Source organism: Rathayibacter sp. AY1C1, assembly GCF_002932105.1.
Classification (GTDB): domain Bacteria; phylum Actinomycetota; class Actinomycetes; order Actinomycetales; family Microbacteriaceae; genus Rathayibacter.
Genome location: NZ_PSWH01000015.1, coordinates 24,811 through 38,325, shown reverse-complemented (window position 1 = coordinate 38,325; position 13,515 = coordinate 24,811). Strand labels below are relative to the sequence as shown.

The window sequence follows — 13,515 nt, the reverse complement described above, 5'->3', positions numbered from 1 at the left end:
CCGCTCGCGGATGCTCGCCACGCCCCGGACGATCTCCGACGGCCCGGCCTCACCCTCGAGGCTCCCACTCAGACTGGGAGCATGGATCTCGCTGACCTCCGCGCCGTCGTCCGCGCGGACCTGGCCGCCAAGGGCCACGCCTCCGACCGGCTCACCGTCCTCGTCCTCCGGCTCGGGCAGTACTCGAGCTCTCGGAGGACCCGGCTCCCCCTCCACCTCGTCTACCGCCTGGTCGATCTCGTCTGGACCCGCATGATCGTCGGAGCCGAGCTGCCGCCGGCCGCTCAGGTCGGGCCCGGCCTGCGTCTCCCCCACTGGGGCCGCGGCGTGATCCTGCACCCGCGCACGGTGATCGGAAGGAACGCGTTCATCTACCAAGGCGTCACCATCGGCGAGTCGAAGGGTCGGACGCCCGTCATCGGCGACGACGTCTACATCGGCGCCCGCGCGACGATCGTCGGGGACGTGACCGTCGGCGACCGTGTGCGGGTCGGAGTCGGCGCCGTCGTCGTCCGCGACGTCGCCTCCGACTCGTCCGCGGTCGGCGTGCCGGCGAGGACCGCGTCGGCGCCGTCCTGAGGCACGGCCCGCCGGCCTGACGGGGCCGGACCGTCCGCTCCGACGAGAACGACATCAGGTGGAGGCCCGACCCGGCGCTGGAGAGGAGGAACCACCGCGGGTGGAGCGGAGTAGGGCGTACGGGACTTGAACCCGTGACCGACGGATTATGAGTCCGCTGCTCTGACCGGCTGAGCTAACGCCCCGCGGCGGCCGTCCGAGCGGCCGTCAGGTGGCGGCGGGTGCGGACGCTGCGTCGGAGGCCGGATCGGCCACCGGCTCCCCACGATACAGGCTCTCGAAGGTGCTGATCGTGCGGTTGATGTCGTGCGCGGCGACGATTTGGAGGGAGGCGCGCTTCATCGCCTCGAGGTCCTCCTGGTCGGCCGTGAGCACGGCGGTGAGGCGGTCGGCGAGGGCCTCGGCGCTGCCCGGCGCGAAAAGGTAGCCGTTCTCGCCGTCGTGGACGAGGTGCGGGAGGGCCATCGCGTCGGCGGCGACGACGGGGAGGGCCGAGGCCATCGCCTCCATCGTCGCGATGCTCTGCAGCTCGGCGATGGACGGCATGGCGAACACGGTGGCGCGCGTGTACGCCTCCTTGAGCTCGGCGTCCGAGACGTAGCCGGTGAAGCGCACGCGGTCGGCGATGCCGAGGGTCGCGGCGAGCTGCTGGAGGTTGCGCATCTGGTCGCCGCCGCCGACGATCTCGAGCTTCGCGTCGAGCGCCGGATCGAGCAGGGCGACGGCGCGGAGCAGGACGTCGATGTGCTTCTCGCCGGTCACGCGGCCGACGAAGAGGATCGAGTCGCCGGCGCGCGCCGTGAAGTCGGGCGTGTAGTTGTCGGCGTCGATGCCGCAGGAGATGGCGTGGACGCCCCGGAGGCCCGTGTACTTCTCGAGGAACTGCGCGGCCTTGCGGGTCGGCGTGGTGACCGCCTCCGCCCGGCCGAAGGTGCGGCGCGCGGCCCGCCACGCCATCGCCACGGCCTTGGCCTGCACGGCCTTCGGCAGGAGGGTGAACTCGAGCATGTTCTCGGGCATGAAGTGGTTCGTGCCGACGATGCGGATGCCGCGCTTGGCCGCCTCGATCCCGAGGCCGCGGCCGACGATGATGTGCGACTGGAAGTGCACGACGTCGGGCTTCACCTCGTCGAGGATGCGCGCGCTGTTCTGCCGGATGCGCCACGGCATCGCGAAGCGCAGCCAGTCGTGCGGGTACCAGCGCCAGCTGTAGAGCCGGTGCACGATGATCCGCTGACCCTCGTGCGTCTCGACCCGGGTGCCGCTCCAGCCGTCGGCAGAGGGGGCGACGACGTGGACCTCGTGGCCGCGCTGCGCGAGACCGGCGGCGAGGCGCTCGGCGAACTTCGCGGCTCCGTTCACGTCGGGAGCGAAGGTGTCGCAGCCGATCACGACCGTCAGCGGTCGGGAGTCGGGCGATCCCGGTCGGGACGCGTCGCGGGGATCTGACACGGGAGGTCCTATCGGTGTCGTGCCGCTCGGGGAGAGAAGGGAGCGATCGGCGGAGGTCGGTCGGTTTCGTGGCTCTCGGCGCGGAGCCATTGTAGGCAGAGGAGTCCTCACCACTCGGGATCCCGCGCCGTCAGCGCGCCTGCGGGTGGTGCTTGGCGAGGAGGAAGACGCCGTAGATGGCGACGGCACCGGCCGCGATGAAGAGCGGGATCGCCCACGGGGCCGCGTACTGCGCCTCCCCGAGCACGACGATGCCGATCGCGACGGCGACCAGCGGGTCGATGACGGTGAGGCCCGCGACGACGAGGTCCGGCGGGCCGGAGGAGTAGGCGTTCTGCACGAAGTACCCGCCGAGCGCGGTCGCGGCCAGGAGCGCCACGATGCAGACCACCGTCAGCGGGTCGAACTCGCCGTACTTGATGCGGTTGAGCACGACCTTCGCGAGAGTCGCGACGAAGCCGTAGACCACTCCGGCGCCCACGATGTAGAAGATCGCCTTCGCTCCGCGGCGGAAGACGCGGAAGGCGATGACGAAGACCGTGAGCACCACGGCGAGGATCACGAGGATCGTGATGAGCTCGGGCGTCTGGATGGACTTGTCGACCGCGTTGAACGCCGCCACGAGGACGAACGTGCCGACGCCTCCGACGCAGAGCACGATCGCCCGGATCGACGCCGCGTTCAAGCGCACCCGGCTGACCCGCGCGTTGACGACCGCGGTGATCACGAGCGCCACCGCTCCGAGCGGCTGCACCACGATGAGCGGGGAGAAGCCGAGGCTCGTCAGCTGGAAGACGATCGCGAGGCCGAGGAGCAGGGTGCCGATCACCCACGAGGGGCGCGAGAGCAGCGCGACCAGCTGGCCGCCGCTGAGCCCGGAGGAGCCGGAGCGCTTCGAGAACCGCTCCACCTTCGCCACTCCCCGGTGCTGGAACTGCGCGCCGAGGGAGAGGAACACCGCGCCCACGAGAGCGATCGGGATGCCGATGAACTTCGCCGGGTCGTTGAGGAGTTCGGCGAGATCGGCGGGCATGGGGTCGACCCTACCCAGAACGCCTCCGGGAGTCCTCCGACGCACGGGTGAGGGGCTGAGCCCAGCGGATGATCCTCGCGGACCCGGTCGACGGCCCCGCGGTACCCTGTCCCCCATGGCCGTCCTCCCCATCCGCATCGCCGGCGACCCCGTCCTGCACTCCCCCGCCGCCCCCGTCACCGAGTTCGACGATGCGCTGCGCACCCTCGTCGCCGACATGTTCGAGACGATGGACACCGCCCCCGGAGTCGGCCTCGCCGGCCCGCAGGTCGGCGTCCCGCTGCGCCTGTTCGTCTACGACTACGCCGACGACGACGGCACCCCCCGCCGCGGCGTCGCGATCAACCCCGAGCTGTTCGTCACGCCGACCCCGCTCGGCGAGGCGGACGAGGACACGGAGTCGGAGGGGTGCCTCTCCTTCCCCGGCGAGCGCTTCCCGCTCCGCCGCTCCGAGCGCGCGATCCTCCGCGCGGTCGACCTCGAGCAGGAGCCGTTCGAGATCGTCGCGGACGGCTGGTTCGCCCGCGTGTTCCAGCACGAGTTCGACCACCTCGACGGCGTGCTCTACATCGACCGCCTCGAGCACGACTACCACAAGCCGGTCGCGAAGATCACCCGCAAGCGCGGCTGGGGCGGCCCCGGCGTCTCGTGGCTGCCCGGCGTGGAGCACCTCGAGGACTGACTCAGGCCAGGTCGACCCCGTGCACGCCGTTGTGGTGGCGGATCGCGGGGAACGAGGCGTTGACGCTCCGGCCGACGCCGGGCGTCCGCTTCTCGGTCACGTCACCGCCGAAGAGGGCGGCCCGCTCGCGCAGCTCGGCGAGCGCGGGGCTGTCGATGCGCTCGGTGAGCGAGCGCAGGTCCGCCTCGAGAGCCGTGGCGTCCTGCTCCGCCGCGCCGTGCTGCTCGCGGTCGTCGTCGACCTCCACCCGGAGGCCCGTGGTCGTCCATCGGGAGCTGATGCGGACCTCGGTCCCCGCGCCGCCGGTCTCCAGCGCCGAGTCGAAGGCGTACTCGAGCACCCGGAGCACAGCCACCTCGGCGCCGTCCTGCAGCGGGAACGGCTCGCCGAACGACTCCTCGCGGACGCTCAGGCCTCGCTCGCGGGCGCCCTCGATCAGGGGGACGGAGCCGCCGGTGCGCGGCAGCTCCCCCGGATCGACGGAGGCGACGGTCGCGATGCGGCGCAGCTGCGCCAGCGAGGCCTCGGCCGCCCGCACGGCACGCTGCGCCGACCGTGCGGCTGCGGCGGGGTCGCGGTCGATCGTGAGCCGGACGCTCTCGGCCTCCTCGACGACGTGCGCGGCGCTGCGGACCGCGAGCTGCTCGAGCTCGCCGACGATGCGGAGCCTCGCCTCCTGCTCGCCGACCGCCAGCTCGAGGCGGACGACGCGCGCCGCCTCCTCCGCACGGCTCTCGGCGGCACGGCGCTCGGCGCCGACGGCGCGGCGCCACAGCACGACGACCGCGACCAGGGCGATCAGGGCGAGGACGAGGACGACTTCGAGCACGACGGCCTCCGGGGGGACGGGACGGGTTCGGCACAGGAGCGCCGGAGAGAGATCGTACCCGCGCCGCGGACAGCGGACCTGAGGCCGCGGAGGGGGTTGCGGAGCCGTACTCAGCCGTCGGAGCGCACGGAGCGGGTGACGGTGAAGCGGCGGTCGCGCGCTACCACCGTGGTCGGCCCGACCGCGCGGCGCAGCTCGGCCGGATGCGCGAGGTGGGAGTTGAAGACCGTCCACAGCACGCCTCCGGGGCGCAGCACGCGGCCGGCCGCGCGCAGCATGCGCCGGGCGACGAGGTCGGTGACGGCACCGTCGGAGTGGAACGGCGGATTGCAGAGCACGACGTCGACGGAGGACGCCTCCAGCGTCGAGGCGTTGTCGTCGCGGAGGACGCGGACGGCGAGCCCATTGGCCGCCGCGGTCGCCCGGGCGGACTCGACCGCGGCACGCGAGGTGTCCGTCGCGGTCACGGCGAGGTCGGGGCGGGCCCGGGCCACCACGGCGGCCAGGACGCCGGTTCCGCAGCCGAGGTCGAGTGCGGTGCCCGCGGGAAGGGAGTCGACATCGAGGGCGGCGAGGAGGGCGCGGGTGCCGAGGTCCAGTCGCGCCCCGGCGAAGGCTCCCGGCAGCGCGACGACCTCGAGGTCGAGCTCGTCCAGACGGCGCCGCTCGGGCCCGGGCGCGGGCGGCTGGTCGGGGAGCGCGCCGCTCGCGAGCAGGGCGCGCGACTTCTGACGCGCGAGGGAGACGTCGATCCGCTCGTAGCGCACGGCGAGCACGTCGTTCATCGTGCGCGTCATGTGCTTGATGCGGCCTGCGCCGATCAGGGTGGCCGCCGGGTTCGCGAGTGCGGTCCCGGCCGCGACGGCGGCCAGGGCGTCGAGCGAGCGCGGCAGGCGCAGGAGCACCGCGTCGGCGTCGCGGACGGCCTCCGCGACGGAGTCGACGATCTCGATCGGCGCGAGGTCGACGCCCGACCCGCGCACCGTCTCGAGGTTCTGCGCGAGAGCGCGCTCGGCGGTGATCGAGTCCTGCACGACCCGCACGGCACGGCCGTCGGCGGCGAGGCCGAGGCTCAGTGCCCCGTAGGCGTCCCCGATCACGGCGAGGCGGCCGCGATCGGCGGCGAGGTCGAGCAGCAGACGGTCACTGGCGTCGACGGCGACGAGATCCGGCGCCTCGACGTCGGGGCGGCGGCGCAGGAAAGCGATCACGTCCTCGCGCATCGCCCCTCCGATCGTCGGTCCGAGCGGGTGGGCCCTCGAGGGCGACCGCTCGCGGGCACGAAAAAAGGGCCCGAGAGTGGAGTCCCGGACCCTTCGCTCCCCGACTTGGACTCGAACCAAGAACCTACCGGTTAACAGCCGATTGCTCTGCCAATTGAGCTATCGAGGATCATCCGACCACCCGGAGGCGATCAGCGCGGTACTACTTTAGCAAACTCTCCGCGAACGCAAAATCGGGCGCGCACTCAGTAGCCGGAGCCCGGGTCGACGCGGCCGACGAACGGCCCGCCGGCGGCACAGGCGGCCACGTTGGCGCGCACGCGCTCGGCCAGGAGCGGCGCGGTGATCTCGGGAGTGTCCGCGCTGTGGGGCGTGATCAGGCACCGGGGCTCGCTCCAGAGCGGATGCCCGTCCGGCAGCGGCTCGGGGTCCGTCACGTCGAGCGCGGCGCCCGCGAGACGGCCTTGGGCGAGGGCCGCGACGAGCGCGTCCGTGTCGACGAGGCTCCCCCGGGCGACGTTGACGAGCACGGCGTGGGCGGGGAGCCGCGCGAGCAGACCCGCGTCGACCATCCGCTCCGTGCCCGCGGTGGCGGCGGCGGCCAGGACCAGCACGTCGGCGTCCGCCGCGGCCTCGGCGAGCCGCGACGCCGGCAGGGTGCGGGCCGCGCCCTCCACCGGCTCGTCTCCGCGGCGGACGATCGTCACCCGGCAGTCGAAGACGGCGAGCAGCCGCAGGAGCTCGCGAGCGATCCCTCCTGCTCCGAAGATCACCACGGAGGCGCGGTGCAGCGTGACCGCCTTCTTCGGCCCCCACGACGCGGCGCGCGCCCGCTCCGGCAGCGAGCGCAGGAGGGCGAGCACCAGCGCGAGCGCGTGCTCGGCCACCGGCTCCGCGTAGGCGCCCTTGGCGCTGGTCCAGACGACGTCCGCGCGGGACGCGGCGAGCACGGGCGCGAAGACGTCGACGCCGGCCCAGGGCAGCTGCACCCAGCGGATCGACGGGTGCTCCTCCAGCACCGCGGCCAGCTCGTCCGTGCGGCCGTAGGACAGCCAGAGCAGCGCGTCCGGACTCTCGTCGAGTCCGACGACCACTCCCCCGCCCGACTCGACCGCCTCGGCGAACACCGGCTTCGGCCGCGGGAGCACCGCGACGCGCGGGACGGTCACTGGTCGGCCGCCTCGACGCGCTGCGCTCGGGAGGCGTCGAAGCGCTCGTACTCGGCGAAGGCCGCTCCGAGCTCGCGCACGTAGGGGTGCCGGGCCTCGATCAGAACCTCCAACAGGGGCCCGTACGCGACGACCTCGCCGCCGACCAGCACTGCGATCCGGTCGGTCGCCCGGCTCAGCACGTCGATGTCGTGGCTGACCACGACGGCCGCGAAGCCCTCCCGGCGCCGCAGGTCGGCGAGGAGGTCCACGATCGACTCGCGCACCGTCGCGTCGATGCCCGAGGTCGGCTCGTCGGCGATCAGCACCTTCGGCCCGAGCACGAGCGAGCGGGCCACGGCCACGCGCTGGCGCTGGCCGCTGGAGAGCTCGTAGGGGTAGCGGTCGAGCAGGAACAGCGGCAGGTGCACGGAGTCGAGCAGCGTCGCCACCCGCACCGCCGCGGCCTTCGGGTCGTAGTGGCGGTCGCGGAGGAAGATCGGCTCGGCGATCAGCTCCGAGACGGTCAGCTCGGGGCGGAGGGCCGCACCGGCGTCCTGCGCGAGATGCGCGACGTCGACGGTGAAGCGCTTGAGCTCGCAGGCGGGGAGCGAGCGGAGGCGGTGCCCCGCGACCGTCGCGTCCCCTCCGATGATCACCGGGCGCGTGCGGCCGCCGTCGTGCCCCAGGCCGTCGCCGCCGAGCACGCGCGCGAGCGTGGACTTGCCCGAGCCGCTGCCGCCGAGGATCCCGAGCACCTCCCCCGGCTCCACGCGGAGGCTCACTCCCCGCAGCGCCGTCCACCGGCGGCTGATGCCGCGCGGCGGGTACTCGACGCTGAGGTCGTCGACGACGATGGGGGCCGGATCCCCGGCGGTCCGGCTCACGCCCGGCGCTCCGCCTCGACGATGCTGCGCAGGAGCTCGCGCCTCGAGGCCTGCTCGACCGGGTCGGGCACGGGCAGGGAGGCGAGCAGGCGCTGCGTGTAGGGGTGCTTCGGCGCAGCGAGCACCTCCGCCCCCGTCCCCTCCTCGACCAGCTCGCCGCGGTAGAGCACCGCGATGCGGTCGGCGAGCAGGTCGACCACGGCGAGGTCGTGGCTGATGAACAGGGAGGCGAAGCCGAACTCGCGCTGCAGCTCGGCGAACAGCTCGAGCACGCGGGCCTGCACCGACACGTCGAGCGCCGAGGTCGGCTCGTCGGCGATCAGCAGCTTCGGCTCGAGGGCGAGGGCCCGGGCGAGGCTGGCGCGCTGGCGCTGGCCGCCGGAGAGCTCGTGCGGGTAGCGGTCGCCATAGGAGCGCGGCAGCTGCACCGCCTCCAGGAGCTCGTCGACGCGCGAGCGCGCCCCGGCGGCGTCGCCGGCCCGCCCGTGCACGATCAGCGGCTCGGCCACGCACTCCGCGATGGTGAGCAGCGGGTTGAAGCTCGACGCCGGGTCCTGGAACACGAAGCCGATGTCGCCGCGGACCGGCCGGAAGGCGCGCTCGCGGATGCCGCGCATCTCCTTGCCGAGGACCTTCAGCGACCCGCCGGTCACCGGCGTCAGGCCCGCGATGGCGCGCCCGATGGTGGTCTTGCCCGAGCCGCTCTCGCCGACGAGGCCCAGCACCTCGCCCGCTCGGATGCGCAGCGAGACGCCGTCGACCGCGACGAAGCCGGGACGGCCGAGCCGGCCGGGGTACTGGATCCGCAGGCCCTCGGCGGCGACGAGCGTCTCGGCCTCGGGGGCCTCGGCGCGCTCGACGGCGCGGACGCGGGCGCGCTCGACGCCCTGGCCCACGTGCGGGACGGCGGCGAGGAGCTTCCTCGTGTACTCGGCCTTCGGCGCCGAGAACAGCTCGGAGACCGTCGCCTCCTCGACCAGCTCGCCCTGGTACATCACGGCGACGCGGTCGGCCAGATCGGCGACGACGCCCATGTTGTGGGTGATCAGCACGATCGAGGTGCCGAACTCGTCGCGGCACCGGCGGAGCAGGTCGAGGATCTCGGCCTGCACGGTCACGTCGAGCGCGGTGGTCGGCTCGTCCGCGACGATCAGGCCGGGATCCAGGACCAGGGCCATCGCGATGACGACGCGCTGCTTCTGGCCGCCCGAGAACTGGTGCGGGTAGTAGTCGACCCGCTTCTCCGGCTCCGGGATGCCGACGGTGCGGAGGACGTCGATCGCGCGCTTGCGCGCCTCCTTCTTCGAGACGGAGCCGTGGGCGCGCAGTCCCTCTGCGATCTGCCAGCCCACCGTGAAGACCGGGTTGAGGGCGGTTCCCGGCTCCTGGAAGACCATGGCGACGTCGGTGCCGCGCAGCTCCCGGAGGCGGGCCTTGGGCACGGAGACGACGTCGGTCGCCGCGCTGCCGTCCTTCTTCGAGAGCAGGACCACTCCGGAGGCGCTGGCCGTCTCGGGCAGCAGGCCGAGGATGGTCTTCGCGGTCACGGTCTTGCCGCTGCCGGACTCGCCGACGATCGCCAGGACCTCGCCGCGCTCGACGCGCAGGCTCACCCCGGCGACGGCGCGGACGGCGCCGCGGTCGCTCGCGAAGGCGACCTCGAGGTCGGTGATGTCCACGATCGGACGCGCTGAGGCGTCCCGGACGATGCGCTGGTCGCTCATCGCGTCTCCTCCACTCCGGCGACGGGGTCGTGCCCCGGCGTCTCCAGGCCGTCGGCGGCGAGGACGCCGCCCGGCACGACGGACGTCGCGGCGACGTCGCCGGCACCGGCGGCCACCGCGCGCCGACCGCGCAGGCGCGGGTCGGCGAGGTCGTTCAGGCTCTCGCCCACGAGGGTGATGCCCAGCACCACGAGCACGATCGCCAGGCCCGGGAAGACCGAGGTCCACCAGATGCCGCTCGTGACGTCCGACAGCGCCTTGTTGAGGTCGTAGCCCCACTCCGCGGCCGACGTCGGCTCGATGCCGAAGCCGAGGAAGCCCAGGCCCGCGAGGGTCAGGATCGCCTCGGAGGAGTTCAGCGTGAAGATCAGCGGCAGCGTGCGCGTCGCGTTCCGCAGGACGTGGCGGAACATGATCCGCGGCGTCGACGCTCCGATGACCTTCGCCGACTCGACGAAGGCGTCGCCCTTGATCCGCACGGTCTCGGCCCGGATCACGCGGAAGTACTGGGGGATGTAGACCACGGTGATCGAGACCGCTGCGGCGAAGATGCCGGCCCAGAGGTTCGACTGCCCGCCGGAGATGACGATCGACATCACGATCGCCAGCAGCAGGGTCGGGAACGCGTAGATCGCGTCGCAGATCACGACGAGCACGCGGTCGAGCCAGCCGCCGAGGTAGCCGGAGACGAGGCCGAGGAAGACGCCGAGGAAGATCGACAGGACCACGGCGACGACGATCACGAGGAACGCGGTCTGCGCTCCCCAGATCACTCGCGAGAGGACGTCGTAGCCGCCGACGGTGGTGCCGAGCAGGTGCTCCGCGCTCGGCGGCTCCTGCGCGCCGAACGACTCGCCGCCCGCGCGCAGCTGCGAGTAGCCGTAGGGCGCGATCAGGGGCGCGAACAGGGCCACCAGCAGGAACGCGCCGGTGATGATCAGGCCGGTGACGAGCATCCCCCGCTGGAGGCCGACGCTCTGCCGGAGCTGGTGGACGACCGGCAGGCGGTCGACGAGGCGGCGGCGCGGACGCGCCGGGGAGGTGGTGCTCATGCTCAGTACCTCACTCGCGGGTCGATGAGCGCCGCGATGACGTCGACGATGAAGTTGGTCAGCGCCACGATGACGGCGAGCAGGGCGACGATGCCCTGCACGGCCACGAAGTCGCGGGCCTGGAGGTACTCGGCGAGCTGGAAGCCGAGGCCCTTCCACTCGAAGGTGGTCTCGGTGAGGACGGCGCCACCGAGCAGCAGGGCGATCTGCAGGCCGATCACGGTGATGATCGGGATGAGCGCCGGCCGGTAGGCGTGGGTGCGGACGAGCCGGAACTCGCTGACGCCGCGCGAGCGCGCCGCGTCCACGTAATCGGTGCCGAGCGTGCCGATCACATTGGTGCGCACCAGGCGCAGGAAGATGCCCGCGGTGAGCAGGCCCAGCGCGACGGCGGGGAGCACCGCGTGCGAGAGCACGTCCGAGATCGCGGCCGGGTCGCCGGTCTGGATCGCGTCGATCAGGTAGATGCCGGTCTTGTTCTCGAGGAACTGGAGCGAGAGCTCGGTGCTCGTCGAGGCGCGCCCGGCGACGGGGAACCACTTCAGCCAGACGGAGAACACCAGCTTCAGCAGCAGGCCCGCGAAGAACACCGGGGTCGCGTAGCAGAGGATCGCGAAGATGCGCAGCACCGCGTCGGGCGTGCGGTCGCGGTGGTAGGCGGCGAGCATCCCGAGCGGGATGCCGACCAGGAACGCCACGATCAGGGCGTAGAAGGCGAGCTCGACCGTCGCGGCGCCGTAGGTGAGGAGCACCTCGGTGACGGGGCGGTTGTCGCTCAGGGTGGTGCCGAAGTCGCCGGTCAGCAGCTTGCCGAGGTACTCGAGGTACTGCACGATCAGCGGCCGGTCGTAGCCGGCGGCGGCTACGCGCTCGGCGAGCTGGTCCGCGGTCAGGCGGCCGCCGAGGGCCGCCGTGATCGGGTCGCCCGTGCTGCGCATGAGGAGGAACACCAGCGTCACGAGGATGAAGACGGTGGGGATGATGAGCAGGAAGCGGACGAGCAGGTAGCGCCCGAGTCCGCCCCCGGAGCCGCGCGGTCGCCGGGTGGGCGCCGTCGCCGCAGCCGTCGTGGCTGTCGTCACGTGATGCCTTTCGTGGAGAACGGCCGGCGCCTCCTGTCGTGGAGGCGCCGGCCGCGAGGGGGGTGGATCAGCCCTTGCTGAGTGCCGCGTAGCGGAACTTGAACGAGGCGTCGAGGGTGTCCTCGGCTCCGCTCACGGTGCTGCCGACGACCGCGACCTGCGAGCCCTGCAGGTAGGGGACGGTCGAGAGCTGCGCCGCGACCTTCTCCTGGATCTGCTCGATCAGCGCGGTGCGCGCGTCGGCGTCGGTGGTCGAGACCTGCTGCGCGATCAGGCTCTGCACCTCGGCGTCGTCGAAGTGGTTCGCGAGGAAGTTCTCCTTGATGAAGAACGGCGAGAGGTAGTTGTCGGCGTCGGAGTAGTCGGGGAACCAGCCGAGCTGGTACGCCGGGTAGACGTCGCTCGAGCGGTCCTTCGAGTACTGCACCCACTCCGTGGTCTGCAGGTTCACGGTGAAGAGGCCGGTCGACTCCAGCTGGTCCTTGATCAGCGCGTACTCGTCGCCCGAGGACGGACCGTAGTGGTCGTTCGAGTACTGCAGGTTCAGGGTGACCGGAGCGGTGACGCCGGCGGCCTCGAGGGTCGCCTTCGCCTTGTCCGCGTCGGGCGCGCCGTTGCCGTCGCCGTAGAGCGACTTGAGCGGCTCGACCGCGCCGGTCAGGCCGGCGGGGACGTAGGAGTAGAGGGGGGTGTAGGTGCCCTTGTAGACCTGGTCGGCGATCTCGTCGCGGTCGATCAGGTCGGCGACGGCCTGGCGCACGGCGAGGGCCTTGGCGCTGTCGGCCTCACCGGTCGTCGCGCCGAAGGGCTGGGTGTCGAAGTTGAAGACGATGTAGCGGATCTCGCCGCCGGGGCCGTCCACGACCTTGACCGTGTCGTTGCCGCGGAGGTCGTCGATGTCCGTCGCCGAGAGGCTGCGGAACGCGACGTCGATGTTCCCCTCCTGGATGTCCAGCTTGAGGTTGGACGAGTCCGCGTAGTACTTGACGTTGACGGTGTCCGTCTTCGCCTCGCCGAGAACGCCCTGGTAGTCCGGGTACGCCTTGTACTGGATGAGGTTGTTCACGTCGTAGTTCGCGATCGTGTACTGGCCGGCGAAGGCGTCGCCCGAGACGATGTCGGCGTCCGCGGTCAGCTCGTCGGCCGAGAAGACCTCCTCGTCCACGATCGGGCCGGCGGGGCTCGAGAGGATCTGCGGGAAGGTCTGGTCGTTCTCGGACTTGAGCGTGAAGACCACGGTCGTGTCGTCCGGAGCCGCGACGCTGTCGAGGTTCGCCAGGAGCGAGGACGGGCCGTTCTCGGCCGCGATGCCGACCTGGCGGTCGAAGGAGAACTTCACGTCGGAGGAGGTGAGGTCGTGGCCGTTGGCCCACTTCAGTCCCTCCTTCAGCTTCACGGTGTACTCCGTGGGAGCGGTGAACTCCGCCGACTCGGCGATGTCGGGCTCGACGTCCGGGCTGCCGTAGGGGGTGTTCATCAGGAACGGGAACACCTGGTTCATCACGGCGAACGAGCCGTTGTCGTAGGAGCCCGCGGGGTCGAGCGTCGTGATCTTGTCGGTGGTGCCGATGGTCAGGGCCCCTCCGGCACTGCCGCCGGACGAGTCGTTCCCGCCGGCGGCGCAGCCCGTCAGCACGAGCGCGACCGCGGCGAAGCCTGCGGCGGCGGCCAGTGCACGGGTGCCGCGAGTGGATGCGGAATTCATCTCCGTCTGCCTCTTCCTGTCAAGGATGGGATGCGGGCGCGCTCCGGGCGCGCGGACTCTCGGCACACAGATCTCCTGTGGGCTGTGGCGTCACGACACTGGACGCCCGCATTGCTGTT

12 protein-coding genes and 2 tRNA genes are annotated in these 13,515 nt (G+C 72.1%); 2 read left to right on the top strand and 12 right to left on the bottom strand.

Translation table 11 applies throughout. The features are described from left to right. The first annotated feature begins 81 nt into the window (after positions 1 to 81). Complete coding sequence (locus tag C5C71_RS09025) at positions 82 to 579, top strand: DapH/DapD/GlmU-related protein (RefSeq protein WP_104337558.1); 498 nt, start codon at positions 82 to 84, stop codon at positions 577 to 579. 111 nt (positions 580 to 690) lie between these two features. On the opposite strand, the gene C5C71_RS09020 is transcribed toward C5C71_RS09025, so the two are convergent. From C5C71_RS09020 to C5C71_RS09010, 3 genes are all read right to left on the bottom strand, one after another. Further along, positions 691 to 764, bottom strand: a tRNA-Ile gene (locus tag C5C71_RS09020). A gap of 22 nt (positions 765 to 786) precedes the next feature. After that, positions 787 to 2,031 (bottom strand): glycosyltransferase, encoded by a 1,245-nt coding sequence (locus tag C5C71_RS09015; RefSeq protein WP_258059440.1) that lies wholly within the window; start codon positions 2,029 to 2,031, stop codon positions 787 to 789. A gap of 130 nt (positions 2,032 to 2,161) precedes the next feature. Next, on the bottom strand, positions 2,162 to 3,064 hold the full coding sequence (locus C5C71_RS09010; RefSeq protein WP_104223451.1) for a DMT family transporter: 903 nt from the start codon (positions 3,062 to 3,064) through the stop codon (positions 2,162 to 2,164). 115 nt (positions 3,065 to 3,179) lie between these two features. On the opposite strand from C5C71_RS09010, the gene def reads away from it, so the two are divergent. Then, positions 3,180 to 3,746 (top strand): peptide deformylase, encoded by a 567-nt coding sequence (def, locus tag C5C71_RS09005; RefSeq protein ID WP_104223450.1) that lies wholly within the window; start codon positions 3,180 to 3,182, stop codon positions 3,744 to 3,746. Position 3,747: 1 nt separating this feature from the next. On the opposite strand, the gene C5C71_RS09000 is transcribed toward def, so the two are convergent. From C5C71_RS09000 to C5C71_RS08960, 9 genes are all read right to left on the bottom strand, one after another. After that, complete coding sequence (locus C5C71_RS09000; RefSeq protein WP_104337557.1) at positions 3,748 to 4,575, bottom strand: hypothetical protein; 828 nt, start codon at positions 4,573 to 4,575, stop codon at positions 3,748 to 3,750. A gap of 110 nt (positions 4,576 to 4,685) precedes the next feature. After that, positions 4,686 to 5,798: a class I SAM-dependent methyltransferase gene (locus C5C71_RS08995; RefSeq protein ID WP_104337556.1), complete on the bottom strand. Its 1,113-nt coding sequence runs from the start codon at positions 5,796 to 5,798 to the stop codon at positions 4,686 to 4,688. Between the two features lie 96 nt (positions 5,799 to 5,894). Continuing rightward, a tRNA-Asn gene (locus C5C71_RS08990) sits at positions 5,895 to 5,967 on the bottom strand. A gap of 76 nt (positions 5,968 to 6,043) precedes the next feature. Beyond that, the gene (locus C5C71_RS08985; RefSeq protein ID WP_258068696.1) at positions 6,044 to 6,967 is read right to left on the bottom strand and encodes an NAD(P)-dependent oxidoreductase; all 924 of its coding nucleotides are present in this window, start codon (positions 6,965 to 6,967) and stop codon (positions 6,044 to 6,046) included. Next, on the bottom strand, positions 6,964 to 7,833 hold the full coding sequence (locus tag C5C71_RS08980; RefSeq protein WP_104337555.1) for an ATP-binding cassette domain-containing protein: 870 nt from the start codon (positions 7,831 to 7,833) through the stop codon (positions 6,964 to 6,966). The genes C5C71_RS08985 and C5C71_RS08980 overlap by 4 nt, the downstream gene beginning before the upstream one ends. Beyond that, on the bottom strand, positions 7,830 to 9,557 hold the full coding sequence (locus C5C71_RS08975; RefSeq protein WP_104223446.1) for an ABC transporter ATP-binding protein: 1,728 nt from the start codon (positions 9,555 to 9,557) through the stop codon (positions 7,830 to 7,832). The genes C5C71_RS08980 and C5C71_RS08975 overlap by 4 nt, the downstream gene beginning before the upstream one ends. After that, the gene (locus C5C71_RS08970; RefSeq protein ID WP_104223445.1) at positions 9,554 to 10,609 is read right to left on the bottom strand and encodes an ABC transporter permease; all 1,056 of its coding nucleotides are present in this window, start codon (positions 10,607 to 10,609) and stop codon (positions 9,554 to 9,556) included. Before C5C71_RS08970 ends, C5C71_RS08975 begins: the two co-directional genes overlap by 4 nt. Positions 10,610 to 10,611: 2 nt before the next feature. Continuing rightward, positions 10,612 to 11,691, bottom strand: a complete 1,080-nt coding sequence (locus tag C5C71_RS08965) for an ABC transporter permease (RefSeq protein WP_104223444.1) — start codon at positions 11,689 to 11,691, stop codon at positions 10,612 to 10,614. A gap of 67 nt (positions 11,692 to 11,758) precedes the next feature. After that, positions 11,759 to 13,396 (bottom strand): ABC transporter substrate-binding protein, encoded by a 1,638-nt coding sequence (locus C5C71_RS08960; RefSeq protein WP_104223443.1) that lies wholly within the window; start codon positions 13,394 to 13,396, stop codon positions 11,759 to 11,761. Between the last annotated feature and the right edge of the window lie 119 nt (positions 13,397 to 13,515).

What these genes read in the sequence shown, in the direction of transcription:
- C5C71_RS09025 (WP_104337558.1), top strand. Translation starts at nt 82, where the DNA reads ATGGATCTCGCTGACCTCCGCGCCGTCGTCCGCGCGGACCTGGCCGCC.
- C5C71_RS09010 (WP_104223451.1), bottom strand. Translation starts at nt 3,064, where the DNA reads ATGCCCGCCGATCTCGCCGAACTCCTCAACGACCCGGCGAAGTTCATC.
- def (WP_104223450.1), top strand. Translation starts at nt 3,180, where the DNA reads ATGGCCGTCCTCCCCATCCGCATCGCCGGCGACCCCGTCCTGCACTCC.
- C5C71_RS08995 (WP_104337556.1), bottom strand. Translation starts at nt 5,798, where the DNA reads ATGCGCGAGGACGTGATCGCTTTCCTGCGCCGCCGCCCCGACGTCGAG.
- C5C71_RS08975 (WP_104223446.1), bottom strand. Translation starts at nt 9,557, where the DNA reads ATGAGCGACCAGCGCATCGTCCGGGACGCCTCAGCGCGTCCGATCGTG.
- C5C71_RS08970 (WP_104223445.1), bottom strand. Translation starts at nt 10,609, where the DNA reads ATGAGCACCACCTCCCCGGCGCGTCCGCGCCGCCGCCTCGTCGACCGC.
- C5C71_RS08960 (WP_104223443.1), bottom strand. Translation starts at nt 13,396, where the DNA reads ATGAATTCCGCATCCACTCGCGGCACCCGTGCACTGGCCGCCGCCGCA.